General features: G+C 59.1%; 11 protein-coding genes and 4 pseudogenes. 7 read left to right on the top strand and 8 right to left on the bottom strand.

What is annotated here, in order from left to right; all coding sequences use genetic code 11:
* Position 1: 1 nt before the first annotated feature.
* From CAY53_RS01795 to CAY53_RS13310, 4 genes are all read left to right on the top strand, one after another.
* Positions 2-4,207, top strand: coding sequence for an acyl-CoA dehydratase activase-related protein (locus CAY53_RS01795; RefSeq protein WP_104935690.1), 4,206 nt, complete (start codon positions 2-4; stop codon positions 4,205-4,207).
* 129 nt (positions 4,208-4,336) lie between these two features.
* The gene (locus CAY53_RS01800; protein WP_104935691.1) at positions 4,337-4,969 is read left to right on the top strand and encodes a YkgJ family cysteine cluster protein; all 633 of its coding nucleotides are present in this window, start codon (positions 4,337-4,339) and stop codon (positions 4,967-4,969) included.
* Between the two features lie 192 nt (positions 4,970-5,161).
* Positions 5,162-5,476: a hypothetical protein gene (locus CAY53_RS01805; protein WP_104935692.1), complete on the top strand. Its 315-nt coding sequence runs from the start codon at positions 5,162-5,164 to the stop codon at positions 5,474-5,476.
* The gene (locus CAY53_RS13310) at positions 5,473-6,657 is read left to right on the top strand and encodes an aminotransferase class I/II-fold pyridoxal phosphate-dependent enzyme (RefSeq protein ID WP_104935693.1); all 1,185 of its coding nucleotides are present in this window, start codon (positions 5,473-5,475) and stop codon (positions 6,655-6,657) included. Before CAY53_RS01805 ends, CAY53_RS13310 begins: the two co-directional genes overlap by 4 nt.
* A gap of 20 nt (positions 6,658-6,677) precedes the next feature.
* Here CAY53_RS13310 and CAY53_RS13850 read toward each other — a convergent pair.
* Both CAY53_RS13850 and CAY53_RS13855 read right to left on the bottom strand, forming a co-directional pair.
* A pseudogene (locus tag CAY53_RS13850) lies at positions 6,678-7,028 on the bottom strand (DUF4194 domain-containing protein); the annotation flags it as partial.
* Positions 6,931-8,034, bottom strand: a pseudogene (locus CAY53_RS13855) (DUF3375 domain-containing protein); the annotation flags it as partial. The pseudogenes CAY53_RS13850 and CAY53_RS13855, both read right to left, overlap by 98 nt.
* Positions 8,035-8,092: 58 nt before the next feature.
* Here CAY53_RS13855 and CAY53_RS01825 point away from each other — a divergent pair.
* Both CAY53_RS01825 and CAY53_RS01830 read left to right on the top strand, forming a co-directional pair.
* Positions 8,093-8,521, top strand: a pseudogene (locus tag CAY53_RS01825) (Fic family protein); the annotation flags it as partial.
* 300 nt (positions 8,522-8,821) lie between these two features.
* Positions 8,822-9,561 (top strand): IS5 family transposase gene (locus CAY53_RS01830; protein ID WP_245874840.1). Its coding sequence is split into 2 segments (ribosomal slippage): positions 8,822-9,155 and positions 9,155-9,561, totalling 741 coding nucleotides; the frame shifts between segments, so codons are not numbered across the junction.
* Between the two features lie 271 nt (positions 9,562-9,832).
* Here CAY53_RS01830 and CAY53_RS01835 read toward each other — a convergent pair.
* The 3 genes from CAY53_RS01835 to CAY53_RS01845 form a co-directional block, all read right to left on the bottom strand.
* Positions 9,833-11,089, bottom strand: a complete 1,257-nt coding sequence (locus CAY53_RS01835) for an ISL3 family transposase (protein WP_104935672.1) — start codon at positions 11,087-11,089, stop codon at positions 9,833-9,835.
* Positions 11,090-11,276: 187 nt separating this feature from the next.
* Positions 11,277-11,510: a DUF2188 domain-containing protein gene (locus tag CAY53_RS01840; RefSeq protein WP_011369119.1), complete on the bottom strand. Its 234-nt coding sequence runs from the start codon at positions 11,508-11,510 to the stop codon at positions 11,277-11,279.
* Positions 11,511-11,565: 55 nt separating this feature from the next.
* On the bottom strand, positions 11,566-12,000 hold the full coding sequence (locus tag CAY53_RS01845; protein ID WP_104935695.1) for a hypothetical protein: 435 nt from the start codon (positions 11,998-12,000) through the stop codon (positions 11,566-11,568).
* 150 nt (positions 12,001-12,150) lie between these two features.
* Here CAY53_RS01845 and CAY53_RS01850 point away from each other — a divergent pair.
* Positions 12,151-12,916: pseudogene (locus tag CAY53_RS01850) on the top strand (IS5 family transposase).
* 196 nt (positions 12,917-13,112) lie between these two features.
* Here the strand turns inward: CAY53_RS01850 and CAY53_RS01855 are convergent.
* From CAY53_RS01855 to CAY53_RS01865, 3 genes are read right to left on the bottom strand one after another with little or no spacing between them, the layout of a single operon-like run.
* The gene (locus CAY53_RS01855; RefSeq protein ID WP_104935696.1) at positions 13,113-16,349 is read right to left on the bottom strand and encodes a DEAD/DEAH box helicase; all 3,237 of its coding nucleotides are present in this window, start codon (positions 16,347-16,349) and stop codon (positions 13,113-13,115) included.
* Positions 16,342-18,168, bottom strand: coding sequence for a phospholipase D family protein (locus CAY53_RS01860; protein ID WP_104935697.1), 1,827 nt, complete (start codon positions 18,166-18,168; stop codon positions 16,342-16,344). Before CAY53_RS01860 ends, CAY53_RS01855 begins: the two co-directional genes overlap by 8 nt.
* Complete coding sequence (locus CAY53_RS01865) at positions 18,162-19,391, bottom strand: DUF6361 family protein (protein ID WP_104935698.1); 1,230 nt, start codon at positions 19,389-19,391, stop codon at positions 18,162-18,164. The genes CAY53_RS01860 and CAY53_RS01865 overlap by 7 nt, the downstream gene beginning before the upstream one ends.
* Between the last annotated feature and the right edge of the window lie 460 nt (positions 19,392-19,851).

A 19,851-nucleotide genomic window follows, 5' to 3' on the forward strand; every position in this document is an offset into this window, starting at 1 on the left:
CATGTCGCAACCGCATTTTCACGTTGGTCTTGATATCGGCTCCACCACGGTCAAGGCCGTGGTGCTGGACGACGCCGAGGCGATCGTGTTCAGCGAATATACCCGGCACAATTCCGCAGTGCGGCCCTGCGCCACCGGGATTCTGGAAAAGATTGCGGATTTCGTGGACAGCGCTCCGGCCAGCATGAGCATCACCGGTTCCGGCGGTCTCTCGCTGGCCGGCGAACTTGGCCTGCCGCTCATTCAGGAGGTGCTGGCCTCCAACCTGGCCATCCGCAAGGAGATTCCCGACGCCGATGTCATCATCGAACTGGGCGGGGAAGACGCCAAAATCACCTTCCTCACCGGCGGGCTGGAACAGCGCATGAACGAAACCTGCGCCGGCGGCACCGGGGCCTTTATCGACCAGATGGGCGCCTTCATCGGTACGGATGCGGCCGGATTGAACGCGCTGGCCCTGCGCTACGGCACGATTTACCCCATTGCCTCCCGCTGCGGCGTGTTCGCCAAAACCGACATCCTGCCGCTGCTGAACGAGGGCTGCGCGCGCGAGGACATTGCCGCCTCCATCATGCAGGCCGTGGTCAATCAGACCATCAGCGGTCTGGCGCATGGACGGGCGATCCGGGGCAAGGTCGTCTTTCTCGGCGGCCCCCTGTTTTTTTTATCCTTTCTGCGCGAGCGCTTCCAGGCCACGCTGAAGGAGATGCGCGAGGCCGTGTTCCCGGACAGCGGCCAGTATTTCGTGGCCCTGGGCGCCGCCTATTACGCCAAAAACGGCGCCTCCGGCCCGCTGAACCTGGAACACTGTCTGACCCGGCTGAAGCACGCCGCCCCGGGCGGCGGCACGGGCCGGCTGGCCCCGCTCTTCGTGACAGGAGAGGAACGGGAGGCCTTCACCGCCCGCCACGCAAAGAGCGCCGTGGTCAGGCGGCCGCTCTCCGAGGCCTCGGGCAGGGCCTGGCTGGGCTTCGATTCCGGCTCCACCACCATCAAGGCCGTGCTCCTGGACGACGAGGGCCATCTGCTCTACTCCTTCTACGATGCCAACCGGGGCGATCCGCTCAAGGCCGCGCTGGCCATTCTGGAGGAGATCTACCGCAGGATGCCGGCCGGCCTCAGCATCGGCGGCGCGGCGGCCACCGGCTATGGCAGCGCGCTCCTGACCGCGGCCCTGCATCTGGACGTGGACGAGGTGGAGACCGTGGCCCATTTCACGGCGGCGCGCTTCTTCGAACCGGAAGTCTCCTTCGTGCTGGATATCGGCGGCCAGGACATCAAGTGCATGCACGTCAAGGGCGGCTTTATCGACAGGATCAGCCTGAACGAGGCCTGCTCGGCCGGCTGCGGTTCCTTTATCGAAAACTTCGCGGAATCCTTGCATATTCCGCTGCAGGACTTCGTGGAGGCGGCGCTCGCCGCACCGGCGCCCGTGGATCTGGGCACGCGCTGCACGGTCTTCATGAATTCCAAGGTCAAGCAGGCCCAGAAGGATGGCGCGGAACTCGGCGACATTGCCGCCGGGCTCTCCTACGCGGTGGTGCGCAACGCCTGCTTCAAGGTCATCAAGCTGACCAGTACTGCCGAAATGGGAGAACACGTGGTGGCCCAGGGCGGGGCCTTTGCCAACGACGCGCTCCTGCGCGCCCTGGAGCTGGAGCTGGGCCGGCCCGTGCTCAGACCCGCGATCTCCGGCCTCATGGGCGCTTTCGGCGTGGCCCTGGTCGCCAGGGCGCGGGCTGCGGAGTGGGGCAGGAGCGCCGTCCTCGGGCCGGAGGAGCTGGCCGCCTTTTCCATGCGCACGAATGTGGCGCGCTGCCACCGCTGCACCAATGCCTGCCTGCTCACCGTCACCACCTTTGCCGACAGGCGGCGTTTTGTTTCAGGCAACCGCTGCGAACGCGGCGCGGGCGTGGCCAAGGTTGCGAGTCCCAACCTCTACGCCTACAAGGCGCAACGGCTCTTCGAACCCTACACGCCGCTGGAGGGCGCGCCCCGGGGCCCGATCGGCATTCCCCGGGCGCTGAACATGTTCGAGGACTATCCGCTCTGGTTCACCCTGCTCACCAGGCTGGGCTACCAGGTGCTGCTCTCCAGCCCATCGTCCAGAGACATCTACTACAAGGGTTACGACACCATTCCTTCGCAGACGGTCTGTTATCCGGCCAAGCTCTCCCACGGCCACGTGCTGGACCTGATCGAGCGGGGGGTGAAGGCCATCTTTTTCCCCTGCCTGCCCCGGGAGCAGAAGAATCCGGACAGCGCGGCCGGCACCTTCAACTGCCCCGTGGTTGCCGGCTACCCCGAGCTTTTGCAGCGCAATATCGGCCAGTTGGAAGAACAGGGCGTGACCTTTGTCTGCCCTTTCCTGCCGCTGGACCGCAAAATGCTGGCCCGCCGCCTGCACGGAATCGACTTTTTCTCAAAAATTCCCCTGGCCGAGCTGGAGGCGGCCGTGGCGGCAGGCTTCGCCGCCCTGGACGCCTTCCATGCGGACATGCGGGCGGCTGGCGAGGCCGTGCTCCGGCAGTTGGACGAGCAGGGCAAAATGGGCGTGGTGCTGGCCGGGCATCCCTATCACATCGATCCCGAGGTGCATCACGGGGTGGCCGAGCTGGTGGCCTCCTGCGGTCTGGCCGTGCTGACCGAGGATTCCGTGGCCCACCTGATGCCCGATCCCGGACCGCTTCGGGTCGTGGATCAGTGGGCCTACCACTCCCGCCTCTACCGGGCCGGGGCCTATGCCGCCAGCGTGGACAATCTGGCGGTGCTGCAACTCCTGTCCTTTGGCTGCGGACTGGATGCCATCACCTCGGACCAGCTCGAGGAAATCCTGACCCGCAACGGCCGGCTCTACTCCCAGATCAAGGTGGACGAGGGCACCAACCTGGGGCCGGCGCGCATTCGCGTGCGCTCCCTGTTGGCCGCCATGCGCGAGCGCCACCACAAGCATCCGGCCTGTGCGCCCGGCAGCCTGCCGGATATGGGTCTGCCGGCCTTCACCCAGGAGATGCGCAAGACCCACACCCTGCTCATTCCCCAGATGTCGCCCTTGCACTTCCAGTTTACCGAGGCGCTCTTCGCGGCCGAGGGTTACAGGGCCGTGCAGTTGCCCCACGTGGACCGGGCCGCCATCGATCTGGGCCTGCGCTACGTCAACAACGACGCCTGCTTTCCGGCCATCGTGGTCATTGGCCAGCTCCTGCAGGCAGTGCAGAGCGGCAGGTATGATCCGAACCGGGTGGCCCTGGTCATCACCCAGACCGGCGGCGGCTGCCGGGCCACCAACTATTTGGGTTTCCTGCGGCGGGCTCTGGTGCATGCCGGCCTGGGGCAGGTGCCGGTGGTCCCCCTGGCCATGGGCACCCGGGGCCCGGGTCTGCGCATGAGCGGCTCCATGCTGCGCCGCTTCATCATGGCCGGTCATTACGGCGACGCTCTGGCCAGGATGATTTACCGGGTGCGGCCCTACGAGCGGGAGCCGGGTGCAACGGACCGGCTGGCAGCCAAATGGGCCAAGCGGGCGAGCGCGAACATCCTTTCGGGCAATTTCCTGCGCTTCGAGCTGAACATGGTGCGCATGATCCGCGAGTTCGACCGTCTGCCCCTGCGCGAGACGCCGCGGCGGCCCCGGGTCGGCCTGGTGGGCGAGATTCTGCTGAAATACCACCCGGACGCCAACAACAACGCCGCCGGCATTGTCGAGGCCGAAGGCGGCGAGGTGGTGAGCACCGACATCATGGATTTTATTTTCTACTGTTTTTACGACAACATCTTCGACTACCGGCATCTGGCCGGGCAGCGGAAGGATTCGCTGGAGGCCCTGGCCAGCATCGCCTTTCTGGAACTCACCCGCATGGGCCTGCGTCTGGCCTTTGCCCTCAGCACCCGCTTCAGCGCGCCGCTCAGTTTCAAACAACTGCGGAGCAAGACCCGGGATCTGATTTCCCATGGCCACCAGTCCGGCGAGGGCTGGCTTTTGGCGGCCGAAATGGTGCGCATGCTGGAGTCGGGCATCCGCAACATCCTCTGCATGCAGCCCTTTGGCTGTCTGCCCAACCATATCGTGGGCAAGGGGCTGATCCGGGAGCTGAAACGGCGCTACCCCGACGCGACCATCACCGCTCTGGATTACGATCCGGGAACCAGCGAGACCAACCAGATCAACCGCATCAAGCTGATGATGCGCTCGGGACAGTTGCGCTGAGGCCATGGCGCGGGCCAGAACAGGGGCAGCGCCAGGCAGATGCTGGCCTGGCGGAGAAAATGCGGCAAGGCCGGACATCAAGCGGCAGCCGTTCCGCCCCACACGCCTTTTTGAGGATCGCTCTGCAGAATGAATGACTCGCCCGACCTGAACAGTGATGTCCTTTTTTACCGCGATCTATGGCACCGCCGTTTCCGGGAGCCCAGGCCGCTTACCTTGCAAAACGGCGTGCTGAAGAATGCCTATTGCCCGGACTGCGGCTTTTGCTGTGGCCCCCAGCCCGAAACCGAGCCCTTTCCCATGGCCCTTCTGGAGAGCCAGATTTCTGCACGTACGGCAAACGATTTTTACCTGCTGGACCGCCACACCGCCTCTCTTGACCAGCGCGGCTGCAAGTCGCTGGGGCCGGCGGGCTGCCGTCTGCCCCAGGAACTCCGTCCTGTGGCCTGCAACATCTTTCCGGTCGTGCTGGTGCAGGAAGGTCTCTATCTGTACCGCATCTGCCCGGCCGTGACCCTGAACCCCAAGGCGGAGCTGCGGGCCATGGCCCGCAGCGTCCAGGTCTGGCTGAATGCCCTGCCCCAGGCGGCAATCCGCCGCATCGCCATATCCCGAACGGCCGCGGAGCTTGCGGGCAAGTACCTGGATCTGCGGCTCAGGGTGCAGGGCAGCTCATGCCTGCCGGCAGCCCCGGCGGCAGAGCCGGCAGGCCCCAAAGACTCCCCCGGCCCCGGGGCGGGCGCCCCTGCCATTTTACCATGAGCGCCGCTGATCTGCCCCGCTCTGCCCCGCATTGCCTGTTGCCCGCCCTGCTCCCTGCAGAGACTGCGTCTTGCAGAGTATGCGGCGGTCTTCTATAGTAGCAGCATACCGGCCCAAAGCGGCCAACCTTCCTCTCTGACCTTTGGAGCGACACAAATGCGCATCGACTGGGCGTATCTGCGCAAGGGCTGAGTGTCCTGCAGCCGGGCACAGGCTGTGCTGGACGCATACGGAGCGGCAATCGGGGCATACGCCGACGCAGGCAGGGAGGCGCTGGCAGGAGATGCGGCGTGGCTGCTGATGGCAGAGGCCAGCGAGATTCTCGTGGCCAAGGGCAAAAAGGTGCTGCGCCTGGAGCCGCAGGCAGGCAGAGAGACGGTTCTGGCCGCGGTGCTGGGCCGCAGCGGCACCCTGCGCGCGCCCACGCTGCGCCTGGGGAAGCGCTTTCTGGTCGGCTGGAGCGAAGCGCTGTACCGGGAATATCTGGCGGCCGAACAACAACAATGAAGGATTTTTCAACGGATCTGGCGGCTCGACTGGAGGCTCTGCGGCGCGATGGCCAACTGCGTTCTCTCGTGACGGTCGAGCATCAGTTTGGCGGCCTGAAGGCCGGCGGCCGGACATATGTGAATCTCGCGGGCAACGACTACCTGGGGCTGGCCACCAATGCCGACTTTTGCCGGGCCTTTTATGAAGCAGTCCAAGCCGGTGACCGGCTCGCCAGTTTCGCTCTGGGCAGCACGGCCAGCCGCCTGATGACCGGCAACACGGCCTCCTGCACCCGTTTCGAGGAAGAGCTGGCCCGCTTTTACGACCGCGAGGCCGCGCTGTTCTTCAACTCCGGCTATCACATCAACCTGGGCATTCTGCCCGCGCTTGCCGGCAGAAACGATCTGATTGTGGCCGACAAGCTCTGCCATGCCAGCCTGATTGACGGCATGCGCCTCTCCCGGGCCAGGGTATTGCGCTATCCGCACCTGGACTATGCCGCGATCGAACGCATCCTTGCCCGTGAGCGGGCCGCCCATGATCACGCCTTTCTGGTCACGGAATCCATCTTCAGCATGGACGGCGACTGTGCCCGTCTCCCCGAGCTGGTCCGCCTGAAAGAAAAGTGGAACGCCTTGCTGTATGTGGACGAGGCCCACGGCGTGGGCATCCGCGGGCCCAAGGGCCTGGGTCTGGCCGAGGAACAGCACGCTCTCGACGGCATCGATCTCCTGATCGGCACCTGCGGCAAGGCCTACGGCGGCATGGGCGCCTTTGTCTGTGCAAAGCGGGTCATCATCGACTACCTGATCAACACTGCCAGGCCGCAGATTTTCAGCACCAGCCTGCCGCCCGTGAATCTGGAATGGCTGCGCTTTGTCCTCAAACGCCTGCCCGAACTGAACACGGCGCGAAAGCGGGTGGCGGACATGGCGGCGCGGCTGCGGGAGGCCCTGGGCGGCCTGGGCCTGAGGACCGCAGGCGCAAGCAATATCGTGCCGGTCATCATCGGCGACGCGGGCCGGGCCGTGGCCGTGGCGGAGGCGCTACGGGAGGCGGGCTACTGGGTGAGCGCGGTGCGCCCCCCCACAGTGCCGCAGGGCACGTCCCGGCTCCGGCTTTCCCTCAACGCCGCCATGAGCTGGGAAACGCTGGCTCCGCTGCCCAAGCTCATCGCCCAGGCGCTCAGCACCGCATAATTCCAATTCCACATCAGTGGAATCAAACGCGTATCGCCGCCGCCAGCGTCGAACTCGACCAGTTTTTTCCGCAAGAGCGCCAGCAGCAAACTGACCGGATAGGAGAGCTGCCGCCGGACAACCAGGCGCAGCATGACAGCCTGAGCGTCTTCATCCTCATCCTGCCGGGAACGCAAAAAAGCGTAGCCTTCCGCCTCGTCGAGCATCAGATCCAGACCAAGAACCGCGACATAATCCCGAACGCTTGCCTGCAAACTCAGCAGCGAGCCCCAGATAGAGAGGCCGTTCCAGGGGGAGTTCAACCGTTGCGGAGGTCTCGGCCAACGGTATGAAATCCCCCGATGGAAACTCCTCGCGCAACGCCAGTGCATGGTTTTCGATGCTGTGCAGGATGTCCATGATGCGGCGATTCTCCAGCCAGGCCTGATCATCGAGAAAGCGCCGCAGTTGCTCGGATAGCTTGGCCACGGTGCGCTGGGTGTGTTCCCCTGCTTCGAGCCAGTCGTAATGTATGCGTTGCAAACGGGTTTCAGGACGCATGGCGAGGATCGGCGGAAGGGACAAAACCTGTTCCAGCAGGCGGGTCAACTCTTCCTGGCGGGACTGGGACATCAGAAAATCCCAGAAGGCGCGAAAGCTCTTCCCCTGATCGGAATCGGCGATGGCATCGCGCTCACCCATGATCTCTGCGAGCAGCGCCCCTTTGGCACATCCCAAAGAGCAATGCGTTCGCGCACCCGTCGGTCAAGCGTGCGAAAATTATGCTCCTCCTCGCGAAAGTCGGTCAGCAGCTCCCGAGCCAACTGCAAAAACTGTTGAAAGCGATCCTTCAGACCGGTGTCGTCCAGAAGCGGAATATCACCCGCCAGAATGCGGGCGATCTCCCCGTCGATATCGTTGCGGCGCTTTTGCAGTTCTCCGATGCGCACTTGCGGATCGCTCTGCCTCCCTTCGCTCATCTGCCGCAGCAGCTCGAACAGGGTCAGCAGACGGGGATTCCGTGCCGACAAAGGCGCGTTCGGTCAGCCCCTCCAGCCAGACCAAGGCCTTCTCCGTCGCGGGAGTCAGGTCAAAGTGCGGTTCGTCCGTCCCGGAAGGATAGAATTTGCGCAGCCACCCCTTGTCGTTTTCGGCCCAGTCATTGAGATAGCCTTGCGCGGTTCCGGGAAAGGCTTCAGCGCCCAACTGCTCACGCAGCGCGAACAGCTCATCCACCAAGGCCTCGACCAGGTCTGCCTGAGACACATTGCGGACATTGGGCACGATGAACACCCGATGGAGAAAAGCGGCCACCAGCGGCGCGTGATGTGCGCACAGCAAACGCCACGCGGGGTGGTTCTGGCGGAGCTGCTCTAACGTGGCGTAGTCCAGTGCCATATCTTCTCCCCGGTTTTATCCATAGCCATGCTGCGCCAAGCACTGCCGCCCCTTGTCGGTCAAGCGGTTCCTGGAGGGCAAGCGGGTCATGGCCCCGCCCCGCGAGGTGCAGGAGGTAAAGAGCGCCCTGGTCGCCTATGACCGGTTCAACAGACGGCAGCCCGAGGCGGAAGAGGACCTGTTGGTGGCCCATCGGATACTCATGTCCGGCCTGCTCGACGAGGCAGGGCTGTATCGGCACGGCGGCGTGGGAGTCATGGCAGACCAGCAGGTGATCCACATGGCTCCGCCCGCCAACCGGGTGCGGCATCTGATGGCTGACCGCCACCGACGCGCCCCGCTCATCGCCAGTTCGGTCTTTCATTATGAGTTCGAATGTATCCACCCATTTGCTGACGGCAACGGCCGCATGGGGCGGTTGTGGCAAAGCCTGATTCTGGCCCGCTGGCATCTCCTGTTTGCCGACATCCCTGTGGAAAGCCTCATTTTGCCATAAAGGCAAGGCACGCTGAATGTTTGTTTTTACCGGCCGATAGCCCTGACTTGGGTCCCAGCGAAAAGATGTGAAGCAAGGTGCAGCAGCTACTGCGGGGGAGAAAGGCCGGAACCAACGAAGACCTGGTTACGGGAACGGGGAAAGCCCTGGACCGCGTTGCTGCAAACGATGCCCAGGGCTGGTTCAGATCTTGCGGCTGTATACAATCGTAAAGGTGCAATGCTCTAGGCTCAGGCCTCATTAATTGCCAAAAAGCAGAACATCTGGTTAGTTGTGCTCAAGGAGGACGCCATGAGCCAACTGTTCTCCCTTTCTGCCGAGCAACTCGAACGTATCAAGCCCTTCTTTCCACGTTCACATGGTATTCCGCGGGTCGATGACCGGAAGGTCATCAGCGGCATCATTTATGTCATCAAGCATGGCCTGCAGTGGAAGGATGCGCCGCGCGAGTATGGCCCGTACAAGACGCTCTACAATCGTTTTTTGCGCTGGAGCCGGATGGGCGTCTTCAACAACATTTTTACCGAATTGGCAAAAACAGCGGGACAGGATGGCCAGGTGATGATCGATGCGACCCACCTCAAGGCGCATCGTACCGCCGCCAGTTTGCTCAAAAAAGGGCTCTTTCCCGCTGCATCGGCCGCACAAAGGGCGGGCTGAACTCCAAAACCATGCCCTTTGCGACGCTCACGGCAGGCCAGGTAAGCGACTGCAAAGGAGCCGCCCTGCTTATGGATGCCATAGATGCTTTGCCTGAGGCCAGGGAGCTGCTGGCGGACCGTGGTTATGACGCCGACTGGTTCCGTGATGCCCTGCGTGCCAGAGGCATTACGCCCTGCGTCCCGCCCGGAAGGAGCCGAAAGAGACCCTGCCCGTACGATCAAAATCTGTATAAACAGCGGCATAAGATCGAGATCATGTTTGGCAGGATCAAGGACTGGCGGAGAATAGCCATGCGTTATGACCGCTGCGCACATACCTTCTTTTCAGCTCTGTGCCTCGCGGCTTCCATCATATGCTATCTCGATTAATGAGGCCTGAGCCTAAATGGTGGAGGGAATGACGACCTACCGCAAATCAGTCTCAAAGCCCGCGCTCCTCGTAACTCCTTGATAATAAACGCCGAAGTCATCTCCCACAACCACTTCCCGACAACCCGACCAGAGAAACGATTTTCTCCCCTGATTTCCCGGCACCGGACGAGGGTGACGGGTTTGCAGTAAAAACGGATACCTGGCGTCGAGCCGCAACAACTTCGAATCCGGTTTTCGGACGCCGGTTTGGTTCCCAAAATGGGGCTCCTCAGCAGAATCTGTGGGTAGCTTTTGGGACAGGTAAGTCACCAATTCCGTGATACAATGCTATTTCTAAGCCATCATACGTCCGAAAACCATAGGATTGTTTTGTGATCACTTTGGCCTTGTTGTTCAAACCCTCCACACACCCGAGAGCGATCTCGCCTTGTGCTTGAAACCAGTTGAGCAAAAGAGGGCGATGAACCCTCAACATTTTGGCGACCTTCTTCATAGAGTTGAGCCTGGAGCGCATGGTTCTTGTGCACCAGGCATCAAGAAATTTGCCGGCCCAGGCCGGGGAACTGTACGCCCAGAATCGCTGAAAATCTTCCTTAAGCAGGTAAGCGCGGACGGTTCTGAGGTTGCAGGCAAGCAGTTCTCCGAGTTTGTCCACCTGGGTGTCGGTCAGGTTTTCAGGCCGTTTCAACAGACACCAGCGGCTTTTGGCCAGGAGCGGTTCTTTTCCTTGGCTTTTCAACTCGTTGGCCTCATGCGCCCTGATCTCGTCAATGGCCTTGCTCAGGTGGGACATGATATGGAAACGGTCAAGAACGTTGAGCGCATCAGGAGCTTTCTCCGCAATGACCCGCAGGTAGGGCTTCCACATATCGCTGCAAATAAACCGCAAGTGTTGACAGCTCTGTGGCCCGAACCAGTCGAAAAATCCCCGGAAGGTCTTGGTGGTACGGTCGCGGCCGATCCAGAGCAGCCGCCTTTTCCCCTGGTCAAGCTGATAGACCAGGGTGACAAACTTATCCTTGCGTCGGCGCCAGCAGATCTCGTCGGCGCCGATGGCCAGGACATTCGTCAAATCGCGATGCGCCAGCCCCCACTCCACGGCCATCCTGACCGAGCGGAAAACATTCTCCCACGAGGTGTGGAAGGCCCTTGCAAGCTCCAGCCAGGAAAGACGCTTCGCCCATCCGGCGAGGAACCACGCATAGGTGGTGGTCAGGTGGCTTTTCCCCTTTGCCCAGGGAACCCGCTCGATCTTGACGCCGCAATCGGGGCAGTTGACTCGTCTCATGGCATAGAGGAAGAAGACCGCGATTCCCCACAGGGGGACAAACTCAAACCGGCGCTGGGCCTGGGTATCGTAGCCAGGACAAACTTTGCCACAGCCGGAGCAGACTGGCCGGCTCCCTTTGCGTGGCCGGATCTCCAATTCCAGCATCAGCCGCCCTGCCAGCTCATGCAAGCTGGCAGGGCCATACACAAAACCTTTGTGGACCTGGATCCGATTCAGTATAGTTTTGATTTGCATCCCGTTTCTCCTCCCTTGGCTTTGGGAATATTCGTCGATCTCCACAATGCCAAAAAGGGAAACGGGATGCTCTCTTTTCAGGTTCCGTCAGGGAATATTTTCAGCCACCCAACAGCCTCATCGGCCCTGACGGGAACCCACAGATTCTGCTGAGGAGCCGAAAATGGGAATCGAATTGGCCAGAGCGTCAGCCCTTCGGCGGATACGGATCGTTCCCGTGGCTGTCCTTGTTCTGGATCTTTCCATCCTTGCCGTGGATGTAGAACTCGGTGCCTTGGTTCTGGCTGATCTTCCGCCCGGCATCGACGGCATCCTGCTTCTTGTCAAAGTGGCCGCTGCTACGGGTTGCGCCGTCTTTCTTGACGTCCCAGCCGCCATCGGCATTTGGGACTACATGATGTGATCCTGGTTTCTTTGGCATGGTCGCCTCCTGTTTCATGGTTTCCATTTGTACGAGTTACTCCAACCGTTCTCCGCTACGATTGGATCAGCATCCGCTCCTCAGCATGGTCAACGCACCACTCCTTGCCTCGGTCATCGGTCATGATTGCGGTGAAAACTGACCTGCCAATCGAGGCAGAACAGCCGTCCTCCGAATAGTCATCAATCCCGAAGTGGGCAGAGAGAACCGCCGAAGCCACAGCGCCAGGAGGTGCCAGTTGCCCAGCGTTTCGGAGGAGCGTTTTCTGACACATCCCGGCAAGAATCCGGTTCCGCTTAATGTCGAATTCAGCGGGTTCGATTCGCAGTTCAAAGAGGTCAATTGTCACCGTCGGTATCTGGTGCTGATACGCCAGCCAGGCATAATGCTGGGCCGAACAGGAAAACATATGGGCGATGCCGCTGGCAAAGCCCTTAATGTGTTTCCGACCCAATTTATTCGGCCCAAAGGGCGTATCTGCCGTTTCCACTGATCAATCCCCGCGCTTCGACTTGTTAACCTCGCCAATCATAATATGGTGTAATTTTTCAAGGTTTTTCTGGGTTAGGTCTTTTAGGCTCAGGCCTCATTAATTGCCAAAAAGCAGCAAATCTGGTTAGTTGTGCTCAAGGAGGACGCCATGAGCCAACTTTTCTACCTTTCTGCCGAACAACTCGAACGTATCAAGCCCTTCTTCCCACGTTCACATGGTATTCCGCGGGTCGATGACCGGAAGGTCATCAGCGGCATCATTTATGTCATCAAGCATGGCCTGCAGTGGAAAGATGCGCCGCGCGAGTATGGCCCGTACAAGACGCTCTACAATCGTTTTTTGCGCTGGAGCCAGATGGGCATCTTCAACAACATTTTTACCGAATTGGCAAAAACAGCGGGACAGGATGGCCAGGTGATGATCGATGCGACCCACCTCAAGGCGCATCGTACCGCCGCCAGTTTGCTCAAAAAAGGGCTCTTTCCCGCTGCATCGGCCGCACAAAGGGCGGGCTGAACTCCAAAACCATGCCCTTTGCGATGGCCACGGCAGGCCCCTGGCCATGAAGCTCACGGCAGGCCAGGTAAGCGACTACAAAGGAGCCACCCTGCTTATGGATGCCATAGATGCTTTGCCCGAGGCCAGGGCGCTGCTGGCGGACCGTGGTTATGACGCCGACTGGTTCCGTGATGCCCTGCGTGCCAGAGGCATTACGCCCTGCATCCCGCCCAGAAGGAGCCGGAAGCGACCCTGCTCGTACGATCAAAATCTGTATAAACAGCGGCACAAGATCGAGATCATGTTTGGCAGGATCAAGGACTGGCGGAGAATAGCCATGCGTTATGACCGCTGCGCACATACCTTCTTTTCAGCTCTATGCCTCGCGGCTTCCGTCATATTCTATCTCGATTAATGAGGCCTGAGCCTAGAAATAGCATTGTATCACGGAATTGGTGACTTACCTGTCCCAAAAGCTACCCACAGATTCTGCTGAGGAGCCGGTTTCCCAAACCCTGTCAGAAATATCATGTCGTCGATGTGCGTACATAGCCTCTCCCGTTATGAATGACATGAAGAAGCGTTACCATATTATTCATAGTTTGACGACACTATCTAATGCCCTGAGCGGACTTTGCCGGGGGCAGGATCAGGGTGTTTTCCTCGGCCGATTCATCATTCAAAACAGTTTCCGGGGGCTGAAGCGAAATCAGCCAGTCGGCCAAATCCGCTGACTCATGGTTACCGTTCTGGCTAAGGCTGAACAGCAGATCTTCCTGGCGGGGTTGACCGAAAACCATCCGATAGAGGGCCAAGCCTTGCTTCAGCCGTTTGAGTTTTCCAATCTCCTTGCTGTACGGGAGCAGAGGAATGCGGCGCTCCACCCAGGCGGAACCATCCTCGAAGATCCAATACGGGATGAGATCGGAGCACCCATTGGGCTTTCGCTGGGCCGCAATCTGAAAAAGGGTCTGCCACGGATCGCCGCCCCTATGCACCTCGGAGAGAGCAGCCAGACCGTATCGTTTCGCGATATTCTTTCTGACCGCATGGCCTTTATAACGATGAACCCGACCTTCGCGTTGTTCAAGATCAACGGGATTGGCAGGCAGGTTCCAATGGACCACGGCATGGCACCAATTGTGGAAGTCCAACCCTTCCTGACCTATTGAGGTCGACGCCAGAACGAAGGGACGAAACGGCGAGTTGAAGGCATCACGAACCGAGTCTGCGCGAACGAGAGCCTGGTTGTTGTCGTCTCGAATATCCCCGAACCGGAGCGCGAAACGACAGCGGGTGTTGAAATCATCAAGAGTAAAGCTGTCGCCCGACATCTTTATTTCGTCGATTCGAATCTGCGCGGTCCGCAGTGACAACACCGATTGGATGCACTTGGCTATGCCAGACACCTGGTCTTCCGGTGAGTGCTCTTGGAGACCCAAAGACTCTCGAAGGACATGCACATATTCGTCGAGCACTGATTGGAGATTGCCGTCGATACCGTACTGAAGCGTCAACCGCCAATAAGTGTCCTCGCCGGAGCCTCGCAGCATGGCAATCGTCTCCGGCATATTGAAAAGAGATCGGAAACCGGATGCGATTCTGGCTGCGGCTGACAGAAGGTTCGGATCGGCAGCGTCGATTCCGGCACCGATACGGCGAAGTGCTCGCAAGGCACACACGCCAGGACCGGCAAGAGCCAGATCGCAAAGTACATCGACCAGATCATCCGGTTGGGGACCGAGGGGAATGTTACCCTCCGCCATGCTGACCAGCAGGTCGATGTGATCTTTGAAACGGGTGCCTGATTCATGGTCTGGCGTAGCGGATCCCCATCCCGTCTTACACCAGTTCAACAACCCATTACGGGAATCGAGAAGAATGGGAGCCGCCCAATACCATCGCTCATCAGCCTGTGTCCCTTTCCCTGCATCAGGCAGTTCCTTGACCAAACGGCGGCAAATAGCTTTGACCTCGTCCCTCAGCTCCTGGACCTTCAGTGGCCCGCTGCCACGGCGCAGAGCAATCTCGAGTGGGTCAATCTCGGTGGCAAGGGTTGGGGACGGCAGCAACCAGGCAATAACCGGCATACCAGTCAGGCGGTTATCGTTTGAGGCCACCGCAAACCGCAGCAATGGCCTGATCTTGTCATAGAGTTCGCTGTGGGAAACCGATGTCCCGGCGATCATCTTTCGTTCGGCTTCGTAGGAACAGATCGACGCAATCGCGTCCGGAACAGCACTCCAGGAGGAAAACACAAGGGCCTTGGTCAAGACATCCTTGTCCTGGTATACGCCGCCGGGCTCGCTATACGGCATGGAAGGCGGCATCCATAAAAGCTGCCACATGCCCTTATCAATCGTGTCTTCAAAAAGTACGCGCATCCTTGGATTGGCAGGATCGAGAGCCTGATAGCCTTCAAAGCTGCTCTTCGTCAGCAACTGCCCATTTGCTGATGAAAGAATTCCGCGAAGTTTGTCTGAAGGGGCATTCAACTGGGCATCCAGCTTATACCGCAACTCATAATGCTTCAGAAAGTTGATCAGGTAAGGCGCAGACTTCCAGTATTCGATTGGCTCCCCGGCCTTGACACAGGTTGCCACTGCGTCAACCGTCTTGGCATGCTGAAGATCCGCTGGCGTAAGGGGAGCCATCCGCTTCGGCGGGATCTCGCGCAGCATTGAGTTATGATCACGAGTCGTCGCGACCCGTTCTGTTCGGCACATGACCTTCAGAAGCGCTCGTTCAAGTTCGGCCTTTTTTCCCGGTTGACATACCGACCCCTTCGCGCAGGCGTGGAGCGCTGTTCGATGCTCTGACAAGAGATTCTTGACCGTATCGACCTTGCCGGAATCATTGAAGAGAAAGTTCAGCGTCCTGATAAAATCTGGATAGTGGTCGTCCTCGTCATTCTCCTGGTCGAGGGTGAACATCTTGTAGGGCGTTGCGGACAGCAGGAGAACGCGAACGTCGGGATGTTCAAAGAGCGCGGTCGCCAGCATGGAGGCTTCGTCATCGCCATCCAACAGGTGCTTGAATCGTTGGAACTCATCAAGGATGACCAGATCGGGCTCAAGCGCGGAAAGGCACACTGAAGCCAGCTTACTTCTGAGTTTTCCGATCAGGTCGTAGCGAAGTTCGGAGTCCTCCCAGGGGATTCTGCTGTAGTCCCGGTAACGAGCAAAGCGTTCACAGCCTTCCTTAAGGGCCGCATACAGTTCGGCATCCTCAATAACTGCCCGGCGGAAGGCCTTGGAAAGGTCTACATCCAGATCCTCTGCTGGGAGGTTTTTGGCCTTGGCTCGCCAGTTGTCCTTACCTGCTGTCGCCTGAAGAATGTTGAGGAGGCCTACGCGCAGCCGTCTGCATCGTTCATTTTGCGCCAGGGGCAAGTCGTACAGCATCCGATAGAGGATAGCCCGTTCGTCGGCATGCCCCCCTCGACTGCGGGCATGGTCGAAGGCGGTGCCGGGCGTCAGGCTGATGAAATTTACCTTGTTCTTTCGTAGTGACCGCACTTGTCTGGGCAGGTAAGTCAGCCGCGTGGCGATTGAAAAACCATCTGTGTCGCTGACATTGAGCCGATTGACATTCTGGGTCGCGATGGCGGCATTGGAGCAGATGTAGATTACATCGACCCGATCCACCTCGTCCTGAAGGTGCTCCAAGGTCTTGGCGATGATTCCCCGGGCGACTAGCGTTTTTCCAAGTCCAACTTCATCGGCGATCAGAAAACGGGAAGTTGGGTCATTGCCATAGAGCCGCTTGAAGACGTACTCTACGGTCTTCCTCTGGAAATCTTTCAGACCGGCCAAGGCGGGGGCTGATAAAAAGCGGTTGCTATGCATCACGCCCTCCGATAGCCGATTCAAAAACTGTCCAGAGGTTCAAAAAATCCTCGGGGATAATCGCATTCTGGCTTCCCTGGGACAGATCACGAACCAGCCCCGAGATTTCCGATAGTCGCTCCGGGTGTCGGCTGTACGTGCGGGTCAGCTCTTCCAGTAGCGGGATATCTTCACCGTCGGCCAACCGGGCCAAGCATTTGGCAAACCCGGAGCCACTACCGGGATCAAGTCCGGATACCTTATCATCACCCAGCAAGAGCAGGAGATAACGCAGGAATCCCTCCTGATTGCTGATCACGGTCTGCAGGATGGCAGAGTTACGTTCTTCAGGAACGCCGGTAACGGGAACATTCAGAACGAACCGGGCCGAAACATCCGGATGGTTGGTCTTAAGTTCAAACGCGATGAGGCCCGTTACAGAAGAGGCGGAGAACTCTCCGAGGCCGATCCCACCGTGAGCATCACTGTCTAGGATGTTCACAGCAAAGTCCCGAGTAACGGTTATCGGCCATGCAATAGCACTGACGATCCCCTCAAGGGATGGGATTTTGCCCGTCAACACCAATGCCCACAGACCGTCCTTCGATCCCGGACGGCATTCGATGGACAGAGCTGTTTCAGATATCCGGGAGCGAGCCCTCTCAATGGATTCCTCAGCCGCCTGCCGGAGCGCATCAATCTCTGCTTCCTTGCTCGTGTCAAAGTCGACAAGATATTCACCTAATCCGTCAGCGCCAAGAAGCTCGTCGATTCCGCCGACTCTGCTCTTCCGGCCAACTAGCCCGACCAGAATCTCGACATTCTTCGAAGCATTCAGCGCCGCGTTGGTTGCATTCGCAGACCCCATGATCACATGGGTGTAATCTGAATAGTACCTGGTCTCAAACAGATAGACCTTTGCATGGAGGCCGGTCGCAAGCGGCTGTTCGGTGGCTTCTTCTTCCTCGCCATCCTCGGTTTCCGCCGCGTCGTCCAGATGAAGACATTGCGTGAAGAGCTCAAGAGTCTCCTTCTTCAGGGCTGCCAATGACTCAGGGCGTGAGATGAGAGCATCAGCCGCCTTGGTTTTTTTCGTCAGTGCCCGCAGGGCTTCGTCAGAACAGAACGGCGAGATGACGGCCATCCGATTTGCCACGGGAGGCTCCCAGTCAAACCCTTTCGTTCCCGGAAGATAGAAGCTCAGCTCGTCAAAGCCGTCGGGGAGTTCCCACTGGACTCGATGTAGCTCGTCCGCGAATCTGAGAGCTTGCTCGATCCTGCCCGTTTCTGTTTTTCCGGTGGCCAGATCAGGAAGCGTCTTGAAGAAATGCGCCAGCGGTTTATTTGATTTGGACTTCCGGTCTGCAATCGTGCCTTCGAGCTGAAGTGACAGGTCCCAGGACTGATCGGTGGTCATATTCCTCGTCAGGATCACCAGACGGTACATCGCGTTGTTTTGATCAGGATTTTGATCAGGGCTGACAAAACGGATTGCCCAGACTTTCGGATGGAAAACTCCTCCGCCAGGGGCCGTTACCTCGACGACCATTTCCTCCAGAAGCCCAAACAAGGGGTTGGGCTTGGCAATCTGGGGCACTTGAATCCGTCCTCGTTGCACATAGACAGTGATGCGTTTCGAGTACCTGCGGATGGCTTCAAGCACAGACAAGGGGTCAGGATCGGTCTGACCATCCGCCGCCATTAACGCCAGATAAACAGGTGCCTCAAGCAGCAGGGCTGGGTCCATCGAAAAGGTAGTCGCAATAGCCTCGTCGAAAATCATCCCCGGCGGTGGGGTCAATGCAGAGGTATAAAGGCTGCGGGAGTTTGGGTTCAGCATTGCTCCTCCCGGCTCATCCCCTGGTACAGGTCGTTCAAAAGCACCTTCACATTCGGCCAGCGATAGACAAGTCTGCCGACGCCGGAGTACCCGCCCCACTGCTCGAGCGCCCTTTGATTCCTGAATCGGGAACGCGTGCCCTTGAGTTTCCTTTCCCTGCTTTCAATCAGGTTGAGCGCATCTGCGTTAGAAAGGAGGTCATTGGGGGACCTCCGGGTATGGTCGATCCACTGCTGAACGAAAAATCTTGTTTGCGGGGTGATGGTGTGGCCATGATCCATGGTCAACTCCCAGAGGCGGCTCACCGACCAGGAGCGAATTTCCTCCAGGGGAAGATTTGCGATCCATTTATCGAAACTTGCCTGATGCTTGGCGACAAGGCCTTCATGGTCTCGAAGTCTGGCGAGCTGAACGTTATACGAGAGCGCCGCTCCATGCATCACCTCCGAGAACAGCCGCGCGTGGGTCAGGAGTTCTTTATGCTGTTCGGAAAAGCGGCCGTAGTCCGGATGTTCCCATGGAGCTTGGGTGTCGGCGGGTTCGCAGTGCAGTGCCAAGAACGAGAGGAGACTGTTGGGGCAAGCGACCTGGATGCGATCCCGAATAAATTCGGCTTCTTCCCTGGATAAAGCGAAGTTCACCGCCCCCGGAAAATCTTCCGGAGGTGCTGGCAATCGAGGATGCCAACTGAGAGCGGCCATCCGCTGCTCAACGTCGATGTCGTCACCCCGTACCTTTGCGTCTTTCTCAAGAGCCTTCAGGGCATCCCGACGACGGTAAGTTTCGTCGATGCGCCTGTGATATTCGTCCTGCGAGAATGGCGTAATGCGTATTCCCCAGACACCGAGGCCGGCCCAGTAGACGGAGCTGGGCAACCGTTTGAGCCTCTTTCCTGCGGTTTTTCCAAATACGCCAGCCTGATCATCGGACTCCATCAATGGCTGAACCAGGTCTCTTTCCAGCTTGTCAGCCTGGATCGAAAAACTCTTCGCAGGCACTCGCTTCTCTTCCAGCGAATGGTAAATCCATGGCACGAAAAGCATGTAGCGAAGGCGCGTCTGGATTGTGCTTGTTCCTGGGAACAACTGATCGGCAAAGCTGTCCCGCACGGAGCCAAGCCCAAGCTCGTCACGACTTTCCTTTTCCTGGAAAAGGGAAAGGATACGAAGCGTGCGTTCCCTCGCTTTCGAATCATGGTCAATCCATGCAAGGACGGAAGGCATCGTTCAGTACCCCCTCCCTACAGCCACAAATGGATCGGCGTTGATTGCATCAAACTCCATTCTCATCTCTCCCTCTCATTTGCATCTCCTGGTCGACAGCGCGCCGCGCTCAAAGAACGGTAGGTTCTCATTGCCAATGCAGCACTCGGTCAGGGGGAGAAAAGGTGAAAAGGACAGGGCAGGATTCTGGTCGAGGTGGCAGTGTCAAACACCAAGCGACCAGAAGGAACCCGCCATTTCCCGTGTCCATCTTATCCTGGAAGAACGCATCGGCATCGAAATATTTGTAGCCATGGAAGGAGTTGCCGAAAATCGCCACGTATCTTGACCCAAAGCCATACAAGCCTTTGCCGGGAGCCAGGGCAGCCCCAAATCCGGCTATTGTGCCTGGGCTGCTGATGGCCGGGCCCGAAAAAGACGAAAGGCGCCGCGCCGCTACCGCTGCATGAGCCGCTCCGAT

The organism is Desulfobulbus oralis, from assembly GCF_002952055.1.
GTDB lineage: Bacteria > Desulfobacterota > Desulfobulbia > Desulfobulbales > Desulfobulbaceae > Desulfobulbus > Desulfobulbus oralis.